At 57.2% G+C, this 25,332-nt stretch carries 25 protein-coding genes; 15 read left to right on the top strand and 10 right to left on the bottom strand.

Features of this window, described 5'->3' with window-relative positions:
* Position 1 precedes the first annotated feature (1 nt).
* From F3J41_RS03455 to rimJ, 3 genes are read right to left on the bottom strand one after another with little or no spacing between them, the layout of a single operon-like run.
* The gene (locus F3J41_RS03455) at positions 2-922 is read right to left on the bottom strand and encodes a Gfo/Idh/MocA family protein (protein ID WP_166709940.1); all 921 of its coding nucleotides are present in this window, start codon (positions 920-922) and stop codon (positions 2-4) included.
* Position 923: 1 nt separating this feature from the next.
* On the bottom strand, positions 924-1,568 hold the full coding sequence (locus tag F3J41_RS03450) for a DUF480 domain-containing protein (RefSeq protein ID WP_166709938.1): 645 nt from the start codon (positions 1,566-1,568) through the stop codon (positions 924-926).
* 15 nt (positions 1,569-1,583) lie between these two features.
* Positions 1,584-2,177, bottom strand: coding sequence for a ribosomal protein S5-alanine N-acetyltransferase (gene rimJ / locus F3J41_RS03445; protein ID WP_021506430.1), 594 nt, complete (start codon positions 2,175-2,177; stop codon positions 1,584-1,586).
* Positions 2,178-2,421: 244 nt separating this feature from the next.
* On the opposite strand from rimJ, the gene mdtH reads away from it, so the two are divergent.
* The 10 genes from mdtH to F3J41_RS03395 all read left to right on the top strand — a co-directional run bounded on the left by mdtH (position 2,422) and on the right by F3J41_RS03395 (position 10,231).
* On the top strand, positions 2,422-3,624 hold the full coding sequence (gene mdtH / locus F3J41_RS03440) for a multidrug efflux MFS transporter MdtH (RefSeq protein ID WP_021506431.1): 1,203 nt from the start codon (positions 2,422-2,424) through the stop codon (positions 3,622-3,624).
* An 89-nt stretch (positions 3,625-3,713) separates the two neighbouring features.
* A complete protein-coding gene (gene grxB / locus F3J41_RS03435; protein ID WP_021506432.1) occupies positions 3,714-4,361 on the top strand; it encodes a glutaredoxin 2 in 648 nt (215 codons plus the stop codon).
* A gap of 115 nt (positions 4,362-4,476) precedes the next feature.
* The gene (locus tag F3J41_RS03430) at positions 4,477-5,040 is read left to right on the top strand and encodes a lipoprotein (RefSeq protein WP_021506433.1); all 564 of its coding nucleotides are present in this window, start codon (positions 4,477-4,479) and stop codon (positions 5,038-5,040) included.
* 218 nt (positions 5,041-5,258) lie between these two features.
* On the top strand, positions 5,259-6,305 hold the full coding sequence (gene pyrC, locus F3J41_RS03425) for a dihydroorotase (protein WP_021506434.1): 1,047 nt from the start codon (positions 5,259-5,261) through the stop codon (positions 6,303-6,305).
* A gap of 68 nt (positions 6,306-6,373) precedes the next feature.
* Positions 6,374-6,619, top strand: a complete 246-nt coding sequence (dinI, locus tag F3J41_RS03420; RefSeq protein WP_166709936.1) for a DNA damage-inducible protein I — start codon at positions 6,374-6,376, stop codon at positions 6,617-6,619.
* 144 nt (positions 6,620-6,763) lie between these two features.
* Positions 6,764-7,033, top strand: coding sequence for a hypothetical protein (locus F3J41_RS03415; protein WP_010617279.1), 270 nt, complete (start codon positions 6,764-6,766; stop codon positions 7,031-7,033).
* A 287-nt stretch (positions 7,034-7,320) separates the two neighbouring features.
* Complete coding sequence (gene bssS, locus F3J41_RS03410; protein WP_021506436.1) at positions 7,321-7,575, top strand: biofilm formation regulator BssS; 255 nt, start codon at positions 7,321-7,323, stop codon at positions 7,573-7,575.
* Between the two features lie 106 nt (positions 7,576-7,681).
* Positions 7,682-8,797 (top strand): N-methyl-L-tryptophan oxidase, encoded by a 1,116-nt coding sequence (solA, locus tag F3J41_RS03405; RefSeq protein ID WP_166709934.1) that lies wholly within the window; start codon positions 7,682-7,684, stop codon positions 8,795-8,797.
* Positions 8,798-9,081: 284 nt separating this feature from the next.
* Positions 9,082-9,654, top strand: a complete 573-nt coding sequence (locus tag F3J41_RS03400) for a cytochrome b (protein ID WP_150058335.1) — start codon at positions 9,082-9,084, stop codon at positions 9,652-9,654.
* A 1-nt stretch (position 9,655) separates the two neighbouring features.
* Positions 9,656-10,231 carry a YceI family protein gene (locus F3J41_RS03395; RefSeq protein ID WP_021506439.1) on the top strand — a complete coding sequence of 192 codons (576 nt, stop codon included), beginning with the start codon at positions 9,656-9,658 and terminating at the stop codon, positions 10,229-10,231.
* Positions 10,232-10,275: 44 nt separating this feature from the next.
* Here the strand turns inward: F3J41_RS03395 and F3J41_RS03390 are convergent, their stop codons facing one another.
* Entirely contained in the window at positions 10,276-11,331 is a 1,056-nt protein-coding gene (locus F3J41_RS03390; RefSeq protein ID WP_021506440.1) for a rhodanese-related sulfurtransferase, read from the bottom strand.
* A 267-nt stretch (positions 11,332-11,598) separates the two neighbouring features.
* On the opposite strand from F3J41_RS03390, the gene F3J41_RS03385 reads away from it, so the two are divergent.
* The 3 genes from F3J41_RS03385 (at position 11,599) to F3J41_RS03375 (ending at position 13,866) form a co-directional block, all read left to right on the top strand.
* Positions 11,599-12,522: a Kdo(2)-lipid IV(A) acyltransferase gene (locus tag F3J41_RS03385; protein WP_021506441.1), complete on the top strand. Its 924-nt coding sequence runs from the start codon at positions 11,599-11,601 to the stop codon at positions 12,520-12,522.
* Positions 12,523-13,079: 557 nt separating this feature from the next.
* Positions 13,080-13,346, top strand: a complete 267-nt coding sequence (locus F3J41_RS03380) for a hypothetical protein (protein WP_021506442.1) — start codon at positions 13,080-13,082, stop codon at positions 13,344-13,346.
* Positions 13,347-13,467: 121 nt separating this feature from the next.
* Complete coding sequence (locus tag F3J41_RS03375) at positions 13,468-13,866, top strand: MysB family protein (protein ID WP_021506443.1); 399 nt, start codon at positions 13,468-13,470, stop codon at positions 13,864-13,866.
* A gap of 1 nt (position 13,867) precedes the next feature.
* Here the strand turns inward: F3J41_RS03375 and F3J41_RS03370 are convergent, their stop codons facing one another.
* The 3 genes from F3J41_RS03370 to F3J41_RS03360 form a co-directional block, all read right to left on the bottom strand.
* Positions 13,868-14,107: a YceK/YidQ family lipoprotein gene (locus F3J41_RS03370; RefSeq protein WP_021506444.1), complete on the bottom strand. Its 240-nt coding sequence runs from the start codon at positions 14,105-14,107 to the stop codon at positions 13,868-13,870.
* A 227-nt stretch (positions 14,108-14,334) separates the two neighbouring features.
* Entirely contained in the window at positions 14,335-16,887 is a 2,553-nt protein-coding gene (gene mdoH, locus F3J41_RS03365; RefSeq protein ID WP_059010463.1) for a glucans biosynthesis glucosyltransferase MdoH, read from the bottom strand.
* On the bottom strand, positions 16,880-18,415 hold the full coding sequence (locus F3J41_RS03360; protein ID WP_182688977.1) for a glucan biosynthesis protein G: 1,536 nt from the start codon (positions 18,413-18,415) through the stop codon (positions 16,880-16,882). Before F3J41_RS03360 ends, mdoH begins: the two co-directional genes overlap by 8 nt.
* Before the next feature lie 278 nt (positions 18,416-18,693).
* On the opposite strand from F3J41_RS03360, the gene mdoC reads away from it, so the two are divergent.
* Positions 18,694-19,839: a glucans biosynthesis protein MdoC gene (gene mdoC / locus F3J41_RS03355; RefSeq protein WP_021506447.1), complete on the top strand. Its 1,146-nt coding sequence runs from the start codon at positions 18,694-18,696 to the stop codon at positions 19,837-19,839.
* Between the two features lie 40 nt (positions 19,840-19,879).
* On the opposite strand, the gene F3J41_RS03350 is transcribed toward mdoC, so the two are convergent.
* Positions 19,880-21,340 (bottom strand): phosphatidylserine/phosphatidylglycerophosphate/cardiolipin synthase family protein, encoded by a 1,461-nt coding sequence (locus F3J41_RS03350; protein WP_166709932.1) that lies wholly within the window; start codon positions 21,338-21,340, stop codon positions 19,880-19,882.
* A gap of 152 nt (positions 21,341-21,492) precedes the next feature.
* Here F3J41_RS03350 and F3J41_RS03345 point away from each other — a divergent pair, with 152 nt between their 5' ends.
* Complete coding sequence (locus F3J41_RS03345) at positions 21,493-22,632, top strand: hypothetical protein (protein ID WP_058780764.1); 1,140 nt, start codon at positions 21,493-21,495, stop codon at positions 22,630-22,632.
* Here the strand turns inward: F3J41_RS03345 and F3J41_RS03340 are convergent.
* A complete protein-coding gene (locus F3J41_RS03340; RefSeq protein WP_021506450.1) occupies positions 22,629-22,805 on the bottom strand; it encodes a hypothetical protein in 177 nt (58 codons plus the stop codon). The two genes, F3J41_RS03345 and F3J41_RS03340, sit on opposite strands and share 4 nt — an antisense overlap.
* A gap of 313 nt (positions 22,806-23,118) precedes the next feature.
* A complete protein-coding gene (locus F3J41_RS03335; protein WP_166709930.1) occupies positions 23,119-25,320 on the bottom strand; it encodes a TonB-dependent siderophore receptor in 2,202 nt (733 codons plus the stop codon).
* Positions 25,321-25,332: the final 12 nt, after the last annotated feature.

Genomic DNA, 25,332 nt, shown 5'->3' with positions numbered 1-25,332 from the left:
ATTATTCCTGTACGGCGTCGCGCCACAGTTTTTCCACCAGACGCTGCGCCGCCAGCGCCTGTTCACCGCTGGTTTCAGGCATCGTCTGATTTTCCACGCACTGGATAAAATGGTGTGCCGCACCGCTGAAGCCACGCTGGGTCAGATGACTTTGCCACGCCGGCGAGGCATCACTGCGCAGGCCGCTAAGCGTCTCTTCACGCCAGTCGCGCATCTCATTAATTTCGATGTAACGCCCATCGCAGATGGCGCTGACCACTTCACGCTGCGTGCCCGCGCGGCGATGCATACTGGTGGTAATTTGCAGCGATCCGGCTGAGAAATGGTGCTCACCGTAGAGCATTGCGCCGTCATCATGGGTGTCGATATGGCCCAGCTCCAGCCTGAGCTTGCCGCCGGCCAGCCACAGCGCGGTATCGACCACGTGCAGATAATCATCCAGCAGGGTAAAGCGCAGGTCGTGCGGGCCGACGCTGTCTGCCCGGTGTTTCTCAATGCGCAGCGAGGACGCGCCCGGCAGCTGCGCTTTCAGCTGCTGGTAGCGCGGTGCAAAGCGCCGGTTGAAGGCCACCATCAGTTTGCGTTTGCGCTTTTCCGCCAGCGCCACCAGCGTCTCCGCCTGCTGCAGCGTTTCGGCCAGCGGCTTATCGACACAAACATCTTTACCGGCCAGCAGCAGCGACTGCACTACCTCAAAATGGCTGGCGGTGCTGCTGTGCACAAACACCGCATCGCTGGCCGCCGCCAGCGCATCCAGCTGACTAAAATAAGGAATACGGTAACTGTCGCAGACCGGCTGTGCCCGCGCCTGGCTGGGCGAGAACGCGCCGACCAGCTGCCAGCCGCTGGCCTGCGCCAGCACCGGCAGCCAGGCTTTCTGCGCGATACCGCCAAGCCCAACCACACCAATACGCAGCGTCATCTCAGGCCTCCCGCTGCAGCAGTTGCTGCAGCTGAGCATCAAGGCGCGCCACCTGCGCTTCCAGCTGAGCAACGCGCGCGGCCAGATCGTCAGATTCAGGCGACGCTGTGTGGCTCGCGGGTAGCTCGTCTGCCACCTCGCCGCCAAACAGATGCATATAGCGGCTTTCTCGCTTGCCCGGCTCTCGTGCCAGACGCACCACCATGGGGCCGTCGTCGCGCGTCGTCAGCCCCTCCAGCGTGCGTTCCACCTCGGCCATGTCCTGAAACTCATGCAGACGACCACTGCGGGTACGCAGTTCGCCCGGCGTCTGCGCGCCGCGCAGGAACAGTAGCGTCAGCACCGCCACTTCGGCGGCATTCAGCTGCAGATCGCCAAACGCCGAGTTGCAGAAACGCTGTTCATATTTGCTGACGCGCTGACCGAAACCGCTGTTAGCGGTGACCAGATGCTTTTTCACCAGCTCATCGAGCTGAGCCTGCACCTCGCTTTCGCTCAGGTTCATTACCGGCTCACGGTTAGATTTCTGATTACAGGCGGTGACCACGCCATTGAGGGATAACGGATATTGATCCGGCGTGGTGACCTGCTTCTCCAGCAGGCAGCCGATCACGCGCAATGCCTGCGCGGAGAGAGCCATCTTCATTACGTGTTCCTTTTATTATTGTCCGCGACGATCCGGGTTCCATTCGCGCCAGGTAAGCGCCGTCAGCACATGATCCTGCCAGCGGCCATCAATCAGTAAATAGTCTTTAGCGTAGCCCTCTTTTTCAAAACCGAGGCGCGCCAGCAAATCACCGCTGCGCTGATTGTGCGGCATATAGTTGGCCATGATGCGATGAATGCGCTGCTGGCGCTGCATGTAGCGGATCGCCGCCTGCAGCGCCTCAAACATCATGCCCTGCCCCTGCCACTTTTCTCCCAGCGAGTAGCCGAGATAACAGGCATGAAACGATCCGCGCAGCACATTGCTGAAGTTGGCGACGCCGCGCACTTCATGCTCTTCCGGGTCCATCAGCACAAAATAGAACGCGGAGCCCTGTTTATGCATGTCGGCAATTAAACCCAGGCGCGCCTGCCAGCCGGAAGGATAACAGTGGCTCTCATCGCGCACCGGTTCCCAGGGTTTAAGAAAGGCGCGGTTTTCGGCGTAGTAATCCGCCAGACGCCAGGCATCGCGTTCATGTACTAAACGCACCACCAGACGATCGGTGGTAAGCCGCACGCGCGGGCCAGCAGAGCGATAGCCAAACATCATGACTCCTGAAATCCATAACGAAAGAAAGATGTACGCCAGCGGCGTTACTTCTCACTATAACCGTCACCCCGGCTGCGGTAAAACCCCGCGCATCGCTCATGGCAATTGATTCCGATTAAGGATTAATTTCTCTTCAGGCTGGATAAAAAAATATCATCCTGAAAACGCTATTTTTCCCGCCGGAGCAGGCAGAAAATAGACCAACTGGTCACTTTTCCTTCTCACTTGCTCAGGATTCAGCATGTCACGGGTTGCGCGGGCACGACGCCTTGGAAAAACGTTTCTGTTAGTCGATAACATGCTGGTGGTAATGGGATTCTTTGTGGTGTTTCCCCTGATCTCCATTCACTTTGTGGAACAGCTTGGCTGGGCCGCGCTGCTGGTGGGCATTGCGCTCGGCCTGCGTCAGCTGGTGCAGCAGGGGCTTGGTATCTTCGGCGGGGCCATTGCTGACCGTTTTGGCGCGCGGCCGCTGATTGTCACCGGCATGCTGATGCGTGCCGCCGGTTTCGCCTGTATGGCGCTGGCGCATCAGCCATGGCTACTGTGGCTGGCCTGCCTGCTGTCCGGACTGGGCGGCACGCTGTTCGATCCGCCACGCAGCGCGCTGGTGGTGAAACTGGTGCGGGCACGCGAGCGCGGACGCTTCTTTTCGCTGCTGATGATGCAGGACAGCGCCGGCGCAGTGCTGGGCGCGCTGATTGGCAGCTGGCTGCTGGCGTGGGATTTCCGTCTGGTGTGCTGGGTCGGTGCGGCGGTGTTTGTCGTCGCCGCCATCTTTAACGCCGTGTGGCTGCCAGCATGGCGCATCTCTACGGAGCGTATCGCCATGCGCGAGGGAATGCAGCGCGTGTGGCGCGACCGCCGTTTCCGCCTGTATGTCTTTACCCTGACCGGCTATTACATTCTCGCCGTGCAGGTGATGCTGATGCTGCCGGTCATGGTCAATCAGGTGGCGGGCGCACCGGCGGCGGTGAAGTGGATGTACGCGATTGAAGCGCTGCTGTCGCTCAGCCTGCTCTATCCGCTGGCACGCTGGAGTGAAAAGCGCTTCCGCCTGGAAACACGCCTGATGGCCGGACTGTTTCTGATGACCTTCAGCCTGCTGCCGGTTGGCATGACCGATTCGCTGCCGTCGCTGTTTTTGCTGATCGCCGTCTTCTATCTCGGATCGATCATCGCTGAACCGGCACGTGAAACCCTGAGTGCCTCCCTGGCCAGCGCCCGGGCACGCGGCAGCTACATGGGGTTCAGCCGGCTCGGTCTGGCGATTGGCGGGCTGATTGGTTACTCCGGTGGCGGCTGGATGTTCGATATGGGCCAGCAGCTGGCCCTGCCGGAGCTGCCGTGGATGCTGCTCAGCACCGTCGGTATCATCACGCTACTGGCGCTGTGGTGGCAGTTCCAGCCGCGCCAGGTGGCACCGGCGATCTTCAGCAGCTAGTTTGCCGGTTCAGGCGTTCTCTTCCATACTTCCCGCACGTCCGGAAAAAGGGTGACCTCTGTCACCCTGAGAACCACAGGAGAAACGGGATGAAACTTTACATCTACGATCACTGCCCTTTCTGCGTCAAAGCACGCATGATATTTGGCCTGAAAAACCTGCCGGTTGAGCTGATTGTGATGCTCAATGATGATGAAGCAACGCCGAAAAAGCTGATTGGCCAGAAAATGGCGCCGATTCTGCAAAAAGCCGATGGCAGTGCGATGCCGGAGAGCATGGATATCGTGCGCTTTGTCGATAATCAGGATCGCCAGCCGCTGCTGACCGGCAAGCAAAATCCCGCCATCGCCGACTGGCTGCGACGGGTCAATGGCTACATCAACAAGCTGCTGCTGCCGCGCATCGCCGAGGCCGCGTTTGCTGAATTCGCCACCCCCGAAGCACGTGATTACTTCCGCGAAAAGAAACAGGCCAGCCTCGGTGACTTTGCCGAACTGCGTAAGCATGCCCCGGGTTTCATCAAAAATATCAGTGATGATCTGCGCCAGCTGGATAAATTGATCGTCAAACCCAATGCGGTGAACGGCGAGTTGTCTGAGGATGACATTCATCTGTTTCCGCTGCTGCGCTCGCTGACGCTGGTTTCCGGTATCGAATGGCCGAGCCGCGTTGCCGACTACCGCGATAATATGGCGAAACAGACGCAGGTGAATCTGCTGTCGTCGATTGCGGCCTGATGGCGCTGTGATGAGAAGCGCGCGGCTGCGTTTCTCATCTCTCTCCTGGTGACACCTGGCCCTGAATCAGGCAGGCTTAAGGCTGTTTGGCCGTATCAACCAGGAAGAAGAAATCATGAAGAAGGCGTTTCCCGGGCTGTTTGCCCTGTTTTTTGCCGTGCTGCTCAGCGGCTGTAACCAATTGACGCAATACACCATCAGCGAGCAGGAAGTGAATCAGGCGCTGCAAAAGCGCAACAACTACGAGAAAGATATTGGCGTGTCCGGGCTGGTAAATGCCCATATTGTACTGACCGACCTGAGCAGCCAGATTGGCCGCGAAGAACCCGGCAAAGTGACGCTGTCTGGTAAAGCCAACATCAACGTCAGCTCGCTGTTTGGTCCGCAGCAGGCCGAAATGCAGCTGAAGATGAAAGCGCAACCGGTGTACAACGCGCAGCAGGGCGCAATCTATCTGCAGGACCTCGAAATCGTCGACGCGCAGGTGCAACCTGAGAAGATGGCGTCGATCATGAAAACCCTTACGCCGTATCTGAACGAATCCCTCAAGCGCTATTTCAATGAAAAACCCGCCTACGTGCTGAGTGCCGACCGTAGCAAAGGCGAGGCGCTGGCGAAGAAACTGGCTAAAGGGCTGGAAGTGAAGCCTGGACAGCTGGTGATTCCGTTTACCGATTAACGTTGCAAGGGGCCGTTCTCAGTGGCGGCCATGCATAGCGTGGCAGGATGCCGGCATGATTCTGCCCGCGCCTGCCACGCTGCTACGCAATTTGCCGCGCCTGCGGTTATTTCTCTCCCGCACTGCAAAATCCCGTGCAAACGGTTGCCCGCCCCCTTATGATTAGTCCCCGGCCTAAACGAGCCATTTCGTTTTCACCTCAGCCGGAGCCTTTTTGAATGACAGCCCAACCCCAGCAAATCACGATTCGCCGCCCTGACGACTGGCACATCCACCTGCGCGATGGCGCGATGCTCAATGCAGTGCTGCCCTATACCAGCGCGGTGAATGGTCGTGCGATTGTCATGCCAAATCTGGTTCCGCCGGTCACCAGCGTTGCGGCTGCCGAAGCGTATCGCGCACGCATCATGGCGGCGCTGCCTGCTGAGCATCACTTCACGCCGCTGATGACCTGTTACCTCACCGATTCGCTCGATGCGGACGAAATCGAACGCGGCTTCCGCAGCGGTATTTTTACGGCGGCAAAACTCTATCCGGCACACGCCACCACCAACTCCAGCCATGGCGTCACCAACATTGCCTCAATTGCCAGCGTGCTGGAGCGCATGCAGGAAATCGGTATGCCGATGCTGGTGCACGGCGAAGTCACCGATGCACACATTGATATCTTTGATCGTGAAGCGCGTTTCATCGAAACCGTGCTGCAGCCGCTGCGCCAGCAGTTCCCGGGTCTGAAAGTGGTGATGGAACACATCACCACGAAGGAAGCTGCAGAGTATGTGGCCGCCGGCAATGAACTGCTTGGCGCGACCATTACGCCACAGCATCTGATGTTCAACCGCAACCACATGCTGGTGGGCGGCGTGCGCCCGCATCTCTACTGTCTGCCCATTCTGAAGCGCAACATTCATCAGGAAGCGCTGCGTAACCTGGTGGCAAGCGGCAACCGTCGTGTCTTCCTGGGCACCGACACGGCACCGCACCTGCGCCATCTGAAAGAAGCCAGCTGCGGCTGTGCCGGCGTATTTAATGCGCCGACGTCGCTGCCCGCTTATCTGACCGTGTTTGAAGAGCTTGGCGCACTGGAGCATTTTGAAGCCTTCTGCTCTGAGAACGGTCCCAGGTTCTACGGCCTGCCGCTCAACGACGGCACCCTGACGCTGGTGCGTGAGCCGTGGACGGTGCAGGAGAGCATCACGGTCGCTGACGATACGCTGGTTCCGTTCCTCGCCGGTGAAACCCTTAACTGGCGCATCAAAGAATAATCATCTGCCGCTTGCCTTCGGGAATTTTATACTGTACAAATAACCAGTATATTATCCCGGAGGCGTTTATGCGTGTTGAAATTACCGTAGCAAAGACTCAGCCCCTTCCCGCCGGTGCACTGGATGCACTGAGCGCTGAACTCACTCGCCGTATCTCCCGCGATTTTCCCGACGACAATCATCACGTCAAAGTGCGCTATGCCGGTGGTAACCAGCTCAGCGTGTTTGGCGGCTGTAAAGAATCACGCGACCGCATCAGCCATATTTTGCAGGAAACCTGGGAAAGCGCTGACGACTGGTTTATTACCGATTAACCGCCACTGTGCCGTTTTTGCCGGGCCCGCCGCCCGGCTTTTTTGTTTTTATTTCCCGCTCGCCAGAAAAACCCGCGCCAGCTAGACTCTGATTAAACGATGTCTTATTCTTGCCTCGTCGTGCTTACAGGAGGTGTGTTGCACATGACTACTGAAAAACCAGAAGAGGCGATGACGTTTGGGGAATTACTGGCCTTCATTGCTGAACAGCAACGCCGTTTGACCGTGCTGGAAAATGCCTTTGCTACGCTGACCTTCTGTCTGGACGATCGCGCCAGCCAGCTGCTGGCTCACAATCTGACGCTCGAAGCGCAAAACCAGAATCATGACGCTCAGTTACAGCAGCATTTTGCCCGGCTGGCGGACGAGATCCATCGACGCAAAGGGCAGTTGCCTGCCGAGTCGCAGGGATAATTTCAGATTTTTACCCTGGCGTTCAGCCCGTTAAAGTTTTAATGCTGAGATGCCGATAATCGGTATGACGACACGTTGCGCTGCGACAATAAATACCCAGCTGCGTAAGGCGTTTATTTATTCCTTGAAAACCGGCTTTTGGCTGCTTTTATTTTGCTGTGTTTTTAGTCACCACACTTTTTAACTACTGTACTGTTAATTCCATGTTATAATTATCTCGCTAGTGCAAGATACAGACGCATTGAACCTCGAAAGCACTTCGTTTAACGAGTAATAAGGAGGTTATAATGGACAGAAGTAAAGACGTCATCCAGACCCATCCGCTGGTGGGATGGGATATCAGCACCGTTGACAGCTATGACGCCATGATGATCCGCCTGCACTCGCTATCATCGCAGGACCAGAAAGAAGAAGAAGCTGACGTGGGCCCAACATACTGGCTGACAACTGACGTAGCCAGACAGTTTATCTCTATCCTCGAAGCTGGCATTGCAAAGATCGAGTCCACTGAGCAATACCTACGCGATAATCGCAAGCACTAATCATCACCATCGCGTGAAAAGGCACCCTACAGGGTGCCTTTTTCATGGGCGTACTCTTTTGATATGCTATTGAAAAAAATCGCCGTTTTGCAGGAGTGATGTCGTCATGGTTTATGATCTGATTGTGGTGGGAAGTGGTTCCGTCGGAGCTGCCGCGGGTTTCTACGCAACCCAGGCGGGCCTGTCGGTGCTGATGATCGACAGCGCGCACCCGCCCCACAGCCAGGGGACGCATCACGGCGAAACCCGCCTGATTCGTCACGCTTACGGCGAAGGTGAACGCTACGTGCCGCTGGTGCTGCGCGCCCAGACGTTATGGAACGAGCTGGAGCGCCAGAGCGGCGAACGCATCATGCACCGCAGCGGCATTCTTAATCTGGCGCCGGCCAGCTCGGATTTCATTCACAACGTTATCGATAGCGCTAAAACCTGGCAGTTAGCCGTGCAGGTGTTGCAGGCCGACGAAGTGCGCAAACGCTGGCCGCAGCTTAACGTACCGGACGGTTACATCGGCGTGTTCGAGCCCAATTCTGGCTTCCTGAAATGTGAACAGGCGGTGCGCAGCTGGGTGCAGCTGGCGGAACAGGCCGGCTGCGCGCAGCTGTTTAACTGCCCGGTCAGCGCGATTGGCCGCGAGGGCGATCTGCAGCAGGTCACCACCAGCGATGGCGTATTCCGCGCGCGCAAGCTACTGATCAGCGCCGGCACCTGGGTCAGTCAGCTGGTGGACAATCTGCCCGTTACGCCGGTGCGCAAGGTGTTTGCCTGGTATCAGGCCGATGGGCGCTACAGCGAAAATAACCAGTTCCCCGGCTTTACGGTAGAGATGCCGGATGGCAGCCATTTCTACGGCTTCCCGGCAGACAATAATGCCCTGAAAGTGGGACGCCACGATGGCGGTCAGCCGATGCAGACGCCAGCGGACCGCAAACCGTTCGGCAGCATCGCCGCTGACGGTAACGAAGCCTTTAGCTTCCTGCGCCAGTTTCTGCCAGGCGTAGGCGTGTGCCTGCATGGTGAAGCCTGCAGCTATGACAACACGCCGGATGAAGATTTTATTATCGATACCCTGCCCGGTGAGCCTGACCGACTGATCATCACCGGCCTGAGCGGCCACGGGTTTAAATTCGCCAGCGTGCTGGGTGAACTGGCCAGCGAATTTGCGCAGAATAAACCGTTCTCCTTTGACCTCACGCCCTTCTCACTTTCGCGTTTTGCCTGATTTTGTTGCTGCCGGTGCGGATCGCACTGGCAGTTATTGACCTTTCCTGACACAAATTTACTTTTCGCCCGCGTTTATGGCGCATTTGGTGTAGCAAAACCCATTGCCGCCAGGACTAAAACGGCTATTTGCTTATCTATTCAGAATTATTGAATTACACCGCCAGCCTTTCGCCATATATATCGAACCCCTAAATTCAAAGTTATAGAAAAGTAAGGACGATTGATTTTCTATTTCAGGTTGTAGATTCTCATTACCACTTATTTCCTGATAACGGCTTAACTATGTGGCGTAATTCTCCACGGCATTACGGTGCGTTAACCATTGCGTTGCACTGGCTGATGGCGCTGACGATTTACGGTATGTTCGCGCTGGGTTTATGGATGGTCGGACTTGGCTATTACGACGGCTGGTATCACAGCGCCCCTGAGATTCACAAAGGCATCGGCATCTTACTGTTTGCTGCTCTGCTGCTGCGCCTGTGCTGGCGCGTCATAACGCCGCCGCCGGCACCGCTCACCAGTTACTCGCCGCACGTACGCCGTGCCGCCCATGCGGCGCACTGGCTGCTGTATGGCCTGCTGCTGGTGTTGCTGATCAGCGGCTATCTGATCTCTACCGCAGACGGCAAGCCGGTCTCAGTGTTTGGCTGGTTTGAGGTACCGGCACTGTTTACCGGCGCGGGTGAGCAGGCCGATGTCGCCGGTGAGGTCCATTTATGGCTGGCGTGGGCTCTGGTGCTGTTGTCTGCCCTGCACGCCCTGGCCGCGCTGAAACACCATTTTGTCGATCGCGACATGACGCTGAAACGGATGCTCGGTTACCGCATCCCCTTAACCTCTGAAAAGGAAAAGTAATATGATCAGGAAAACCCTGCTGGCGCTCAGCGCCGCTGCCCTCTTTTCGACCAGCCTGAGTGCCAGCGCGGCTGAGTATAAGTTTGATAAAGAGGGTCAGCACGCGTTTGTTCAGTTCCGCATTCAGCATCTTGGCTACAGCTGGCTGTACGGCAGCTTTAAAGATTTTGATGGCAGCTTTACCTTTGATGAAGCCAATCCGGCCGCGGACAAGGTCAATGTGACCATCAATACCAACAGCCTCGATACCAACCATGCCGAGCGCGATAAGCATCTGCGCAGCGCGGATTTCCTCAATACCGGCAAATTCCCGCAGGCCAGCTTCAGCTCGACTGAGGTTAAAAAACAGGGCAAGGATTATAAGATCACCGGCAACCTGACGCTCAACGGCGTAACGAAGCCGATCACGCTGGATGCGCAGCTGATTGGGGAAGGCAAGGATCCGTGGGGCGGTTATCGCGCCGGCTTTGCCGCCAGCGGCGAAATTGTGCTGAAAGAGTTCAACATTAGCAAAGATCTCGGTCCGGCCTCGCAAAAAGCCGAGCTGATCATTTCAGTCGAAGGTGTGCGTCAGTAATCAGCAGTACAGCCTGGCGGGCAATGCGCCAGGCTGTTAAGCCGTTACTTTTTGTCCGGCGCGGGGATCGCCATGGTCATGTTGAGTAAACCGCGCGATTTATTGAACACTTTGTTGCCATTTTCACGGCCAGCGCGGCGCGCGCGCTGCTCTTCCGGCGCCAGTTTCGACTCTTCCATGCACAGCGGGCTGCAGCAGTTCTGATACTTTTCCGCACAGCTCGGGCACTGAATAAACAGCAGATGGCAGCCGTCATTAACGCAGTTGGTGTGGCTGTCGCACGGCGCACCACACTGGTGGCAGCTGGAGAGAATATCGTCAGAGATACGCTCGCCCATGCGCTCGTCAAACACGAAGTTTTTGCCTTTGAAGCGCACCGGTAAACCCTGCTCGCGCGCGCGACGGGTATATTCGATGATGCCCCCTTCAATGTGGTAAACATCATCAAAACCGTTGTGCTTCATCCACGCACTGGCTTTTTCACAGCGGATGCCGCCGGTACAGTACATGACGATTTTTTTGTCTTTCTGCGCCTGCAGCATATCCACCGCCATCGGCAGCTGATCGCGGAACGTATCGGCTGGCACTTCCAGCGCGTTGTCGAAGTGGCCCACTTCGTATTCGTAGTGGTTACGCATATCCACAAACACCGCATCCGGATCGTCGAGCATGGCGTTGACTTCGGCCGCTTTGAGATAGTTACCGACGTTACTGGCGTCGAAGCTACCGTCTTCAATACCGTCAGCCACGATGCGATCGCGCACTTTCAGGCGCAGCACCCAGAACGATTTGCCGTCGTCATCCAGCGCGATGTTCATGCGCAGATTGTCGAGCGCCGGGTCAAAGGCATAGAGCATCGCCTTCATCGCCTCATAGCGACTGGCCGGCACGCTGATTTGCGCATTAATCCCTTCCTGCGCCACGTAGACGCGGCCGAACACCTTCAGCTGGGTCAAGGCAACATAGAGACGGTCGCGGAACGCCTGTGGATCGGCAATCTGGAAGTATTTATAAAAAGAGACTGTGGTACGCGGCTCGGTTTCGGCCAGCATACGTTCTTTCAGCTCTTTATTGGAAACGAGGTTGTGTAACACTGGCATGGTGAACACCTGTTAGCAATCAGAGAAATTTAGCGCGCATATGATACCTGAATTGAGCGTGATGCAAAGCCTCTGGTGCAATTCTCCTGCCATCAGCCACAATCGACGGGGTTCTGCGTTGTGCTCGCCAATATCTGCGCAGAAATGCTGTTCGTCGTGCGCTGACGCACGGATGGTTGATTTCAGTCAGAGAGAAAAAATGGCATAATCCCGGCCAATTACAGAAACCGGACTCTCTGGTACACGACGCAGGACATTGATATTTCCATGACGCAACTTCCGCAATTTACCCGCGAACTCCTTCATCCACGCTACTGGCTGACCTGGCTGGGCATCGGTTTCCTCTATGTGCTGGTGCTGTTGCCCTACCCGCTGCTGTACGTGACTGGCTGCGGGCTGGGACGCCTTGCCATGCGTTTTATGAAGCGTCGTGTTCAGGTCGCGCAACGCAATCTGGCGCTGTGCTTCCCGGATATGCCGACCAGCGAACGTGAAGCCATGGTGAAGCACAATTTCGAATCGGTGGGAATGGGGCTGATTGAAACCGGCATGGCGTGGTTCTGGCCGGACTGGCGTATTCGTAAATGGGTCAGCACCAGCGGCCTGGAGCACGTTACCGAGGCGCTGGCCCAAAAGCGCGGCATCCTGCTGATTGGCATGCACTTCCTGACGCTGGAGCTGGGCGCGCGCGTGTTTGGCATGTACAACCCGGGCATTGGCGTGTATCGCCCTAACGACAACAAGTTACTGGACTGGCTGCAAACCTGGGGACGCATGCGTTCCAATAAAAGCATGCTGGATCGCAAAGACCTGAAAGGCATGATCCGCGCCATGAAGAACAACGACATCATCTGGTATGCGCCCGATCACGACTACGGCCCGCGCAGCAGTGTATTCGCCCCGTTCTTTGCCGTTCAGGAAGCCGCGACCACCACCGGCACGCATATGCTGATTCGTCTGGCTAATCCGAGCGTGGTGCCGTTTCTGGCACGCCGCCTGCCGCACGGCCGCGGCTACGAACTGAAAATGATGCCGGATATCCGCCACAAATTCTCACTGGAGAGTGAACTGGATACCGCTATCGTGATGAATAAAGTGGTGGAAGAGACGGTGCTGCTGGCGCCTGAGCAGTATATGTGGCTGCATCGCCGCTTTAAAACCCGGCCTGAAGGGCAGCCTTCACGCTATTAATCGGTTGCGGGGTATTATCAATGCCCCGCGTTATTAACCGCGCATTTGCCTTAATTCACGTGATTGTCTGCGCAGTGGCGCGCTAAAAAAGGCCCAGCCAGAACTGCTATGCCTTCCACACGGCGACACTTACATCAACGACACCCTTTACGCCGCATGCTGCTATCTTGCGCATTAATCACGGTTTTTCGCTGCTACGCCGACGCTTTCTCCCTCGCCCGCCGCTGCTTTTCAGTGCCTGAGTTTGTACGGCAATATGCGTAAATATGACGGGTGCGGATCTGATTTTGATGACTTCCAGGCCTTTTCCTATTTAATTTTACTCAGGCTTGCCGTCTTGTTTACTTATCTAATAAATTTTACTGATTAAACAAGTATTTGTCTGAAAGTTAACCGCCATATTCTTTTTTGATTAAAAATTCATCTTTAATATATCTTTATGGAATTGGTTAGCCCGATCGAATCCAGTTAGTTTCGACCCTGACAGTTAGCTCGTTAACTGCGCGTTTAAAAATATAAAAAGATTACACACAGCAAATATATTCAGGACACATAATATGAATAAAGGTATCTACTACTACGTGACGATCAGTACCGATCAGGAGGGTTACCATCTGCTGCATCGGAAAGAGTGTAAACGTCTGCCGGTTAAGGAGGATATGGTGTTCATCGGTACGCTCTATAATTTAAATCAGGCTTTGGCCACCGCACGAATTAATTTTAAAAAGGTGAAACCCTGTATTAAATGCTGCATCCGTTATTCTGCACCCGTGTTACGCGAGTCGGTACGACCGGTTCTGCACTTTCCGCAAAAAATGATGTAACCGGCGCGGGTGGATGACTTTTTACGCATCCACCCCGTCATTGTTCTCTCCCGCCCTGACAGCCGCCAATTTTCGTCTATTCTTCTGTGAAATCCCTTTTTGCACTGACAAGGAGTTGCAGATGAGCCTGTATAGTACGTTAGAAGAAGCCATTGAAGCCGCACGCGAAGAGTTTCTCGCCAGCCAGCCTGAGCTGGAGCAGGATGACGCCAGTGTCAGCCAGTTTGCGCTGCAGAAGTACGTAATGCAGGATGGCGACATTATGTGGCAGGCGGAGTTTTTCGCTGATGAAGACGGCCAGGGCGAATGCCTGCCAATTTGCAGCGGTGAAGCGGCGCAGGCGGTGTTCGACGGTAATTTCGATGAAATTGAGCTGCGCCAGGAGTGGCAGTCGGAAAATACCCTGCACGAATGGGACGAAGGCGAATTTCAGCTGGAGCCGCCGCGCGACCTGGAAGAAGGCGAAGCAGCGGCCGAAGAGTGGGAAGACGACGACAGTCCGTCAGACAACTGGGCGTAAGTTACTCGTACGGGCCGTGCTGTGCGTCAACCGGCAGTAGCAGCGTGTCCATCACCAGCGACAGCGGCAGATCGAGAATGGTCAGCACGCGCCACGGCCCGTCACGCACATCCCACTGCACGCCCGGATAATACTGGTTGCCGTGCCCCTGTCCGGGTACGGTCCGGCTGATAATGCTGCCACAGCCCGTCAGCAGCAAAATGGCGGCGCACAGCGCGATTAACTTCAGGCAATATTTCACTGCATTTACTCACCCTGAACTGACACCCCTGATTCTGATGTGCGTCAGTGACTGTTTAAAATGTGCTCAGGAACGCTGGCACATGTCATCGCGCCATTTTAGCTGCGGGTGCAGCTAAACCGCTATGCCTTTATGCGTAAAGATTGTGTGAGGCGCGTTGTGCCCCCCGCTGAAGCGCAGGCATAAAAAAAGCGGCATCGCTGCCGCTTTTCATCACCGTTAGCCTGTCAGGCGCGCTGAGGCAGCGCCTGCGGGTTAAGCGTGAGTTTCTGATAACTCTCAACCCACTGATGATATTTATCCGCACTTTCCCACAAGCGCGTGTGCACGCGCGCCAGCACCACCGGATCGCTGATCAGCTGCAGACGCTGTTCGCGATTCAGTTTTTCCGGCGCATCGCTCAATGCCTGATCGACGCGGCGATCGCGTGCGTGATCCAGCAGTGCACTCTGCTTATGGCGCGATGTCGCCATCGCCGTCGCCAGCGCGTTGAACGCCGGATTGAACAGCGCATGCATGAAGCCATGCTTCAGCGCACGTTCACGGTTCAGCTGCAGATAGTGATCGGTGTCGACCAGCTCTTTCGGCGGCTCATACTCTTCCGGGATCAGGAACAGCCTGGCGCGCTTACTCTTCAGCCCGACCGTGGCGCGACTCGACATCACCGAGACAAACGGCGACAGAATCAGCGAGAAGACGATTGGCGCCAGCCACCACAGGAAGTTGAGATCGAGCACGCCCATCCCGACGGCCCAGACAATCCCCAGCAGCATCTGTGAACCATGGCGACGGAACGCTTCGCTCCACGGCGTGGCGTCATCGTCACGCTGCGGCGAGTTCCACACCACTTCCCAGCCGAGGAAGGCGCTGACCACAAACACGGTGTGGAACAGCATGCGCACCGGTGCCAGCAGCACCGAGAACAGCATCTCCAGCAGCAGCGAGAGGAACAGGCGGAATGCGCCACCGTACGGTTTCGCCCCTTTAAACCAGATCAGCACCACGCTGAGCAGTTTTGGCAGGAACAGCAGCACCAGCGTGGTGGAGAACAGCGCAATCGCCAAATCCGGACGCCACTGCGGCCACACCGGGAACAGCTGACGTGGCTGCAGGAAGTAGGTCGGTTCCATCAGCGTATGCACCACCTGCAGGGCGGTCGATAACGCGAGGAACATAAACCACAGCGGCGCCGACAGGTAGGACATCACGCCGGTCAGGAACACCGCGCGGTGCACCGGGTGCATGCCTTTTACCAGGAACAGGCGGAAGTTCATCAGGTTGCCGTGGCACCAGCGACGGTCACGCTTCAGCTCATCCAGCAGGTTCGGCGGCAGCTCTTCATAAGAACCCGGCAGATCGTAGGCGATCCACACGCCCCAGCCGGCACGACGCATCAGCGCCGCTTCCACGAAGTCATGTGACAGGATCGAACCGGCGAAGGAGCCTTCACCCGGCAGCGGCGCCAGCGCACAGTGTTCAATGAATGGCTGCACGCGAATGATGGCGTTGTGCCCCCAGTAGTGCGATTCGCCCAGCTGCCAGAAGTGCAGACCGGCGGTAAAGAGCGGCCCGTAAACGCGGGTGGCGAACTGCTGACAGCGCGCATACAGCGTATCCATGCCTGACGCTTTTGGTGACGACTGGATAATACCGGCGTTCGGGTTCGCTTCCATCATGCGCACCAGACCGGTAAGACACTCACCGCTCATCACGCTGTCGGCGTCCAGCACCACCATGTAGCTGTAGTTGCTGCCCCAGCGACGGCAGAAGTCATCGATGTTGCCGCTTTTACGCTTCACGCGGCGGCGGCGACGGCGATAGAAGATCTTGCCTGCCCCACCGACATCCCGCACCAGCTCCATCCACGCTTTTTGCTCGGCGATGGCGATGTCGGCATCGTAGCTGTCACTCAGGATGTAAACGTCGAAATGCTCCGCGTTACCGGTGCGTTTCACCGACTCCCAGGTAGCGCGCAGACCGGCGAACACGCGTTCCACGTCTTCGTTACAGATTGGCATGATCAGCGCGGTGCGATGTTCCGGATTGAGCGGCTCATCACCGGTGGTCGAGTACGAGATGCTGTACTTATCGCGGCCGATCAACAGCTGCAGGAAGCCCATCAGCGCGGTCCAGAAACCAGCCGATACCCAGCAGAACAGGATGGCAAACAGGAACAGGATGCCAGTCTGCAGAATATACGGCAGGATCAGCTCCACTGACTGCAGCCAGTTCTGGTTAAACAGCTCGACCGGATCGAGCAGCGTCCAGCCCTGATACGGCAGAATGGTTTTCATGTACCAGGTGGCGACCACGGTCTGCAGAATGGTCAGAATCAGCAGCACGTAGCGACGCATGGAACCTACGTGGCGCCATTTGTCTTCCGCTTTCTGCTCTTCCACCGTGGCATAGCGTGGGTTGCCTTTCTGCCCGCGCAGGGAATCCCAGGCGCGCGCGATCGGGTTAGTACGCCAGGCTTCCGGGAACATCAGCGAACGCTTCACTGGCGGCATCGCCTTCAGCGTGGTGCGGTCGAGATAATCTTTACTGAGCTGCTGGCCACCGGCGAGCGAATCCGGCCACGCCATGGATACGCGCGATGAGACCGATTTCAGCGGCGCATCGTCCGGCCGTTCGCTGGCGGCGATATCCTGCCCCAGCGCGCTGTGAATGGCATGAAACGCCTGCGCATTCTGCAGCGAGGCGCTGAGCGTGGCGCGTGCTGCCGCATCAAGCGGCAGCGCCTCCACGTAAGATTGAGGTAAATAAGTCGATTTATTCATTGGCAGGTAACTGATAGCTCCAGGTTTCCGTCAATGTCTTGTCGCCGCTCACCAGCGCCGCACGCATTTCGGTCGGCTGCTTGTTGTCTTTCACGCGCAGACGCAGCACCAGACGCCAGCCTTTGGTGACCGGGTTGTAGCGTACGCTCTGCTCGACCACGTCGGCGTTGTTACCGACGCTGACCTGCGGCGCCACCTGGGTATTTTCCGGCAGCTTGCTCATCGCTTTACCGACAAAGTCCACGGTAAAGGCGATGGAACCATCCGGCTGACGCACCAGGTTAGACTGCTTCACATCGCCCGCAGAACGCAGCGTGTCTTTCACCCAGGCCACATCGTCCTGGTGCAGCTGGTTTTCATCGCGCGTAAAGTGCAGACGATATTTGAAGTTCATCTCTTTGCCTGGCTCTGGCAGGCTCTCCGGCGTCCAGAAGGCCACGATATTATCGTTGGTTTCATCTGCCGTCGGGATCTCCACCAGCTCTACGCGGCCTTTGCCCCAGTCGCCCTGCGGCTCAACCCAGCCGCTTGGACGCAGATCATAGCGGTCGTCCAGGTCCTGGTAATGGCTGAAGTCACGGCCACGCTGCAGCAGACCGAAGCCTTTCGGGTTTTCGATGGTAAAGGTGCTGACCGCCAGGTGTTTCGGGTTATTGAGCGGACGCCAGATCCACTCGCCATTTCCGGCGTGAATCGACAGGCCGTTCGAATCATGCAGTTCCTGACGGAAGTTGCTGACCGGCGACGGCTGGTTAGCGCCAAACAGGAACATACTGGTGAGTGGGGCTACGCCGAGTTTGCCGACGTTGTCACGCAGATACACTTTAGACTGCACGTCCACGGTGGACTCTTTGCCCGGCTGGATCACAAAGCGATAGGCACCGGCGGCGCGCGGAGAATCCAGCAGCGCATAAATCACCAGCTGTTTATCCTGCGGCTTCGGCCGCTCGATCCAGAACTCTTTAAAGCGCGGGAACTCCTCACCGGAAGGCAGCGCGGTATCAATCGCCAGACCACGCGCCGACAGGCCATACACCTGGCCTTCGCCAATCACGCGGAAATAGCTGGCACCCAGGAAGCTGGTGATCTCATCGTCTTTACCCTTTTTATTTAAAGGATACAGCACTTTGAAACCGGCAAAACCAAGATTTTTCACCGCATCGGCATCGTGTTTCACGTTGCCGAAATTGAAGTAGTCAGGGTTATATTTGATTTCACGTACCGAAGACGCGGTGACTTCATTGATTTTCACCGGCGTGTCGAAATACATGCCCTGATGATAGAACTCGAGCTTAAACGGCGTGCGCAGTTTGCCCCAGTATGCTTTGTCGTGGTTAAACTGGATCTGCTGATAGTCAGCAAACTTCATTTCACGAAACTGAGAGGGTAAATTGCTTTTTGGCGCTTCAAAACCTTTCCCTGCCAGCGCCTTAGCTTGCTTTGCCACATCATCAATGTTGAACGCCCAGCTATTGTTGGCGTACAACGCCAGCAGAACTGCTGCGCCTACCCAGCGCATCTTCACCAGCCCGCCATTATTCTTCACTTTAGTCAGCACATCCCCCCCTTTCGTGTGCTTAGATCAAACCCATTTATCTTAAAGGATTATTCGGTTTTCCGACAGCTTATGTAAAAGATTGTTCCCCTGATTCGTAAGCCGAAAGTGTACTTTTCGGATAATTAAACCCGGAAGATTAAGAAACAGATTCACCTGATAGTATACGCTGTTTACAGCCGGTAGAATTTCGTCCGGCATAATCCGGTTTCAGGGTGAAACCGGCAAGTAAACTGACAAACCGGAAGCTTATGAGTTCAGCCAAACCCGAACGTGAATATTTCCTCGACTCGATTCGAGCGTATTTAATGCTGCTGGGCGTGCCTTTCCACGTCTCGCTGATTTACTCGACCCAACGCTGGTCGGTTAACAGCCAGGACGCCTCACTGTGGCTGACGGTGCTGAATGATTTTATTCACGCCTTCCGCATGCAGGTGTTCTTTGTTATTTCAGGTTATTTCTCGTATATGCTCTATCTGCGCTATCAGCCCAACCGCTGGCTGAAGGTGCGGCTGGAGCGCGTCGGCATTCCGCTGTTAACTGCGGTGCCGCTCATTACCCTGCCACAGTTTTTTATGCTGAAAAATCTCACCAGCAAAGTCGGCGACTGGGCAAACTTCTCGCTTTATGACAAGTACAACGCGCTGATGTGGGATCTGATTTCGCACCTGTGGTTTTTACTGGTACTGGTGATTCTCACCGCGTTTGGCATGCTGAGCTTCCGCTGGCTGCGCGATCAGCAGCGCCGCATCGATTATCAGCAGGTTGGCTGGGGCAAGCTGACGCTGGCCCTGCTGGCCTATGCGCTGGTGTGGTGCGCCTTCCGCCGGCTGATTTTCCACTTTGCTCCCGCGCTGTTAATGGATGGCCTGTTCAGCATTGCGGTAATGCAGTCGCTGTTCTTCCTGCCGTTCTTTATGCTGGGTGCGCTGAGCTGGAAACATCAGGCGCTGAAAGCGCTGTTTGTGCGTTTTAATCCGGTGATGTGCTTTGGTGCCATTGCGGTGTTTATCGCGTACAGCCTGAATCAGCGCTACAGCAGCGGTGAAGGCTGGCTGTACGAGCTTGATGCCATCATTTCTACGCTGATGGGCTTGTGTATGCTGAACGTCTGCTTTAGCTTCGGCCACAAGCTGCTGAACAGCCACTCGCCGCGCATCATGTATCTGGTGAACGCGTCGCTGTTTATTTATCTGGTGCACCATCCGCTGACCATCCTGTACGGCATCTACGTTACGCCACACATCAGCAGTAATACGCTGGGCTTCTTTGTCGGACTGCTGATGGTGTTTGGCGTTGCCTTTGCCCTGTACGAGATTCATCTGCGTATCCCGCTGCTGCGCTTTTTGTTCTCCGGCAAGCCGCAGCGCAAACCAGAGACCTCCGCGCAGACGTAACGGCGTGCTTACCCGCCGGGCTGCGCGCGGTGCAGCCCGGCTATAGCAGCCACTCCACCGGCAGACGCCATACCAGCCGCACCAGCAAACGCTGCAACAGCGTGCACTGCGGCTCGTGCTTATGCACCACTTCCCGCGCTTCGCCGCTGTACTCCACCCAGTTAACGCGGCCCCACTTATCCAGCCGCAGTGCCCAGGCGCGCTCGCGCATGCCGCTGCTAAAGCGCTGATGGGTCTGCTGCGCCAGCGCTTCGCTCTCAATCACCAGCCCCATCTCCGTGTTCAGCACCGCCGAACGCGGATCGAAATTAAACGAGCCAATAAACACTTTGCGGTTATCGACGGTGAAAGTTTTGGCGTGCAGGCTGGAGCCGGAATTCCCGGTCAGACCGCGATCGTGCGGGGCATCCGCGGCATTGGCCTGCGGCTTCAGTTCATAGAGCGCAATGCCGTGACGCAGCAGCTTCTTGCGCCAGCGCGCATAACCGGCGTGAACCACGGTGACATCATTGGCGGCCAGCGAGTTGGTTAAGATGGCGATCTTAACGCCCCGCCGCTTCAGCGCCAGCAGTTGCGCCACGCCGGCACGGGTCGGGACAAAATAGGCCGAGATGATATCGAACTGCTGCTGCGGTGTGCCGATCACCTCCAGCATGCGCTGCGGCAGCAAAGAGGATCGCTTCGCTTTGCCCAGCCCTTTGCGCGGATCGTCACTTAACAGCCGCGTGTGTGCCCAGGTCATGCTCAGCGAGCCCTGCTCCAGCTGGCTGACAAACGAGGATTTCTCCAGCCGCGCCAGGTAGCGCTGCACCGCCTCGCTCTGCTGCCACTCCGGCGGTAAACGCACCGCTTCATGCGGCGGTGCGCCGGTGTCCACGACGCTGCGTAATGGCGATACCGCTTTACTGTGCCAGTAGCGGGCGAAATCTTCCGCCACTTCATCTACCGCCGGTCCCAGCGCCAGCACGTCGAGATCGGTAAACAGCGGCTCATTGCCGGTGCCAAAATATTCGTCGCCGATGTTACGGCCACCCACCAGCGTTACCGCGCCGTCCACGGTCAGGCTTTTGTTGTGCATCCGGCGATTCAGGCGGGCGAAGTCAGTCAGATAGCCCAGCGCGCGCAGGGTTCGAAACGAGAAGGGATTAAACAGCCGCACGGCGATATTTGGATGCCGATCGAGTTCGGCCAGCGTTTCATCCAGCCCGGGCGTATTGTTGTCATCCAGCAGCAGGCGCACCTGTACGCCGCGCTCCGCCGCATCCAGCAGCGCGCTGAACAGCAGGCGTCCGGACATGTCGTTGTGCCAGATGTAATACTGGACGTCGATGGTGTGCTGCGCCATGCCCATCAGCAGATAGCGTGCCGCAAACGCATCCAGCCCATCGTTCAGCGGATGAATGCCGCTCAGTCCCGGATGACGGGCACATTGCTGTTGCGCATGTTCTCTCAGCCCGTCGCCTGGCCGTTCGCGTGAGGAACGCAGTGCCGCTTCGCTCATACTCAATCCCTGCTTACCCTGAAGCTGTTATTGTTGGTATCACCGCACGTAAAGGCAATCAGAGCCGTCTACTTCCGCGTCGGGTGCGGCGTTAATTTAGTCTAGACTTAGCCAGGCGTTCTGCATCCGGCGTTCTTCGTGAGGAGAAGATCATGACTCAGCTATCCCCGCGCCATCAGCCCCGGCTATTTCGCAGCTTTTTTCAGGGCAGCTTCCCCTGCTCTACCGCCTGCCGCAGCGGCGGGCGACGACTGGATATGGTCATCAGCAGCGGCCACGACATGCTGCTGGAGAAAGATTACGCCGCGCTGGCGCAGGAGGGATTGCGCACCGCGCGCGACGGCGCCCGCTGGCACCTGATTGAGGCCACGCCAGGTGAATACGACTGGCGCACCTTTCTGCCGATGATTCACGCGGCGGCGCGTCATGATTTACAAATCATCTGGGAGCTGGCGCACTTTGGCTACCCCGATCATCTTGATATCTGGAAGCCGGCGTTTGTGGAGCACTTTGGCCGCTTCGCGCGCGCCATGGCTGAGCTGATGCGGGATGAGGGCGTGGAGCAGCCGTTCTTTACGCCTATCAATCAGATATCCTTCTGGTCCTGGGCCGGCGCCGATGTCTCGTGGCTCGATCCCTATGCCAGCGCGCGCGGTCGCGAACTGAAACGTCAGCTGGTGCGCGCCTCGCTGGCGGCCATGCACGCCATTCGCGACGTCTATCCGGACGCCCGCTTCGTGCTGACCGACCCGCTGGTGCAGATCGCCGCCGATCCGCATAACCCCGACAGCAAACCTTATGCCGACAGCCAGCATCAGGCGCAGTTTGAAGCCTGGGACTGGCTGGCAGGACGCGATGCGCCGGAGCTGGGTGGTCAGCCCGATTTCCTCGACATCCTGGGGCTGAACTATTATCCCGACAACCACTGGTTCTTCTCCGGCGACACCATTCCACCCGATCATCCGCAGCGTCAGCCGCTGCACCGGCTGCTGATGCAGTGCTGGCAGCGTTATCAGCGCCCGCTGCTGCTGGCGGAAACCGGCGCGGAAGGCGACGCGCGCGCGCCCTGGCTGCGGCATGTCAGTGATGAAGCGCGGCTGGCCTTAGCGCAGGGCGTGGCGCTGGAGGGCATTTCGCTCTATCCGGTGGTGGAGTATCCGGCGTGGGCCGACGATCGGCGCTCGCCTGGCGCGCTGTTTGGTCTGGGCGATCCCAATGGCAATCGCACCCTGCATGAAGCGCTGGCGCTGGAGTTACGCAGTCAGCAGATTAAATGGCGCACCCAGGATTAAGAGTGCTGCACCGGGCTGGCGGTTTTGGGCGGGCAGGTTTGTACATCCAGTGACGGATCGGCTGGATGGCGCACGTCCGTCAGCCAGGTCATGGTGAAAAGGAACACTACGCCGATCAGGCAGGCGGAAAGCAGTCCAATGATGGCGATCAGTTTGTCATCCCGGGATTCCATCGACATCTCCTTGCGGGCGTCCGTAGTCGGTTGCTGGCCTCAGCTCATCCATAATGTAAGCATCAGGACGAAGATTATAAGGGTAACCGAGGTCACTGCAAGTACCACAATGGCGAAGTGCGCATCATCCAGCGGTTGCCGTAAAGGTTCGTCGTGATCGTCAGGTGGCGCGGGTGAACTCATAATGACTCAACAGGAAAGAGGCGTTTTTCAGCGGGATTGCCGCACAGAGTGTAATGGAATAGCGGCCAACGTACAGCACTATTTCTGGCGGAAAAGACCACGGAGCGTCACTACGCCCCGTGGTGGCCGCTTAGAAATCGTAGCTCATGCTGATTTTCAGCGTGCGCGGGTCGCCCTGCGCGAGATAGGTGCCGGTGTCATCAACGTTTGACCAGTACTTCTCATTCGTGACGTTTTCGACCGCCACGCGCCACACCAGATCGTTCTGATTCACCTTCATGCGGTAACGCATACCAAGATCCAGCGTGGTATAGCTGTCCAGCTTGAGGGTATTGGCCGAGTTGGCGTACTGAGAGCCGCTGTGGTTGAGCAGCGCCGTGGCCGTCAGACCCTCCACCGGCTTGATGTCATACTCCGCGCCCAGCACGTAGGTGTAGCGCGGCACGCCGATCGCCTGTTTGCCATCGTAAGTGCCGCCGGCGGTTTTCTTCATCACCGGATCGATCCAGGTGGCGCTGGCGTTGAGGCGCAGGCCCAGCACCGGCTCACCAAACACGTTGGCTTCCACGCCGCGATGGCGCTGCTCGCCATCCATGACGTAGACATTGTCACTGTTGATCAGGCCGGACGGTTTCTGGATTTCAAACAGCCCCAGCGAGCCGCCGATGCGGCCGAAATCCGTTTTCACACCGATCTCATTCTGCTTCGAGTGCGCCACGCCGGTCACAGTGCCATAGTTGACGGCGTCTTTAGGGGCTACTTCACCAGGCTGCAGCGCTTCCGTATGGTTCGCGTACAGCGCCACTTCTTTCCACGGCTTGTAGACCACGCCGTAGGTTGGCATCCAGCGGTCGTTGGTGAAGCGCGAATCAACGCTTTCCGCGCCGGTGTTGTAGTTATAGCTGCGCACCACCACTTTCTGATGGCGAGCACCGACGGTCACCAGCAGCGTATCGTCCAGTAATCCGAGCGTATCGCTCAGCAGATAGCCCTGGGTGCGGGTACGTGACGTGGTAAGCGGATCGGAGAACTTGCCGCCGGCGAAGGTGGCCGCCGGTTCCGCCACGTCACCGCTGTGGTAGATATTAAACGGCGTGCCCACCAGCGACATATCGTAGGCATTTTTCGCATTGGTGGTCAGCGCCGAGTAACCCACGTTGACTTTATGACTGACGAAACCAGTGTGGAACTCACCGCGCAGCCCCACCATGCCGCTCATGTTGTCCTGAATACGGTTGGAGTAGAAGCTGCTGATGGTGCCGTCACCGTTGCTGTTGGTAATGGTCGGCGCGCCGTAGTTGCCGGTTTCATGAGCGTGCTGTGCGCCGAGGCCGGCATAGGCCGTCCAGCTGTCGGTAATATCGTATTCTGCTTTGGCGATACCGAATTCAGATTCCATATCGCTATACACCCATTTCTGGCTGTAGTTATGCGAATTTGACGGCACCGCCGGGATCACGCCGGCGCTGGCGAATTTCACCCCCTGTAAGCCGTCATGGAAGGTTTTCTTCTGATAGCCAACGTCCAGCGAGGTGCGCAGCCGATCGCCGCGATAATCAAGACCGACCGAGGCCGCCGTGGTGCGTTTTTTCTCGCCGTCAACGCCGGTTTCGCCCTCGCGATGCACGGCGTTAACCCGCACGCCAAACTGATTGTTATCGCCAAAGCGGCGCCCCACGTCCAGCGTTCCGCCAACCTGAGACGAGGAGGTGTAATCGAGGCCCACGCGATTGATCGGCGTATCGTCGGCATGTTTCGGCTCGAGGTTGATCATACCGCCGACGCCGGAACTGGCTGCGCCGTTAACCAGACTGTTCGCGCCTTTGAAGATCTCCACGCGATCGATCAGCGAAGCGTCCATCACCTGGCGCGGCACCACACCGGGCAGACCGCCGAAAGTCATATCATCGCCGTCGAGAGTGAACCCCCGAATGCGGTAAGTTTCAGCGAAATTGCCGTAACCTTTGACGTTCTGCACCCCCGCATCGTTGCGCACCACATCGGCGATGGTTTGCGCCTGCTGGTCCTGAATCATTTTTGCCGTATAGCCGATGACGTTGAACGGCACGTCCATGGCGTTTTGCTCGCCCAGCATGCCGAGGCGACCGCCGTGGGCAATCTGGCCGTCGAGAAAGGCCGGTACTAAGTCGTTGCCGCCGGGTTTGAATTCACTCTGCGGCGTGGCGGTGACGGTCAGCGTTTGCTGTTCGTTAGCGCCCTGAGGAGCATTACTGGTGTTAGTGGTAGCAGCCATCACTGGCAAACAACCGGCGCTGACCAGCATGGCCAGCAGCGTCGGTTTCATTCCGGGATTGAAAGGCGTTCTGCGCATGGTTATCCCCTG

The organism is Pantoea sp. Ap-870 (genome assembly GCF_011752515.1).
Classification (GTDB): Bacteria; Pseudomonadota; Gammaproteobacteria; order Enterobacterales; family Enterobacteriaceae; genus Pantoea; species Pantoea dispersa.
This window is presented reverse-complemented; position numbering and strand designations above follow the sequence as displayed.

Bases quoted from the DNA above. Each gene is read 5' to 3' on its own strand.
- F3J41_RS03455 (WP_166709940.1), bottom strand. From the start codon at position 922: ATGACGCTGCGTATTGGTGTGGTTGGGCTTGGCGGTATCGCGCAGAAA.
- F3J41_RS03450 (WP_166709938.1), bottom strand. From the start codon at position 1,568: ATGAAGATGGCTCTCTCCGCGCAGGCATTGCGCGTGATCGGCTGCCTG.
- rimJ (WP_021506430.1), bottom strand. From the start codon at position 2,177: ATGTTTGGCTATCGCTCTGCTGGCCCGCGCGTGCGGCTTACCACCGAT.
- mdtH (WP_021506431.1), top strand. From the start codon at position 2,422: ATGTCACGGGTTGCGCGGGCACGACGCCTTGGAAAAACGTTTCTGTTA.
- grxB (WP_021506432.1), top strand. From the start codon at position 3,714: ATGAAACTTTACATCTACGATCACTGCCCTTTCTGCGTCAAAGCACGC.
- F3J41_RS03430 (WP_021506433.1), top strand. From the start codon at position 4,477: ATGAAGAAGGCGTTTCCCGGGCTGTTTGCCCTGTTTTTTGCCGTGCTG.
- pyrC (WP_021506434.1), top strand. From the start codon at position 5,259: ATGACAGCCCAACCCCAGCAAATCACGATTCGCCGCCCTGACGACTGG.
- dinI (WP_166709936.1), top strand. From the start codon at position 6,374: ATGCGTGTTGAAATTACCGTAGCAAAGACTCAGCCCCTTCCCGCCGGT.
- F3J41_RS03415 (WP_010617279.1), top strand. From the start codon at position 6,764: ATGACTACTGAAAAACCAGAAGAGGCGATGACGTTTGGGGAATTACTG.
- bssS (WP_021506436.1), top strand. From the start codon at position 7,321: ATGGACAGAAGTAAAGACGTCATCCAGACCCATCCGCTGGTGGGATGG.
- solA (WP_166709934.1), top strand. From the start codon at position 7,682: ATGGTTTATGATCTGATTGTGGTGGGAAGTGGTTCCGTCGGAGCTGCC.
- F3J41_RS03400 (WP_150058335.1), top strand. From the start codon at position 9,082: ATGTGGCGTAATTCTCCACGGCATTACGGTGCGTTAACCATTGCGTTG.
- F3J41_RS03395 (WP_021506439.1), top strand. From the start codon at position 9,656: ATGATCAGGAAAACCCTGCTGGCGCTCAGCGCCGCTGCCCTCTTTTCG.
- F3J41_RS03390 (WP_021506440.1), bottom strand. From the start codon at position 11,331: ATGCCAGTGTTACACAACCTCGTTTCCAATAAAGAGCTGAAAGAACGT.
- F3J41_RS03385 (WP_021506441.1), top strand. From the start codon at position 11,599: ATGACGCAACTTCCGCAATTTACCCGCGAACTCCTTCATCCACGCTAC.
- F3J41_RS03380 (WP_021506442.1), top strand. From the start codon at position 13,080: ATGAATAAAGGTATCTACTACTACGTGACGATCAGTACCGATCAGGAG.
- F3J41_RS03375 (WP_021506443.1), top strand. From the start codon at position 13,468: ATGAGCCTGTATAGTACGTTAGAAGAAGCCATTGAAGCCGCACGCGAA.
- mdoH (WP_059010463.1), bottom strand. From the start codon at position 16,887: ATGAATAAATCGACTTATTTACCTCAATCTTACGTGGAGGCGCTGCCG.
- mdoC (WP_021506447.1), top strand. From the start codon at position 18,694: ATGAGTTCAGCCAAACCCGAACGTGAATATTTCCTCGACTCGATTCGA.
- F3J41_RS03350 (WP_166709932.1), bottom strand. From the start codon at position 21,340: ATGAGCGAAGCGGCACTGCGTTCCTCACGCGAACGGCCAGGCGACGGG.
- F3J41_RS03345 (WP_058780764.1), top strand. From the start codon at position 21,493: ATGACTCAGCTATCCCCGCGCCATCAGCCCCGGCTATTTCGCAGCTTT.
- F3J41_RS03340 (WP_021506450.1), bottom strand. From the start codon at position 22,805: ATGGAATCCCGGGATGACAAACTGATCGCCATCATTGGACTGCTTTCC.
- F3J41_RS03335 (WP_166709930.1), bottom strand. From the start codon at position 25,320: ATGCGCAGAACGCCTTTCAATCCCGGAATGAAACCGACGCTGCTGGCC.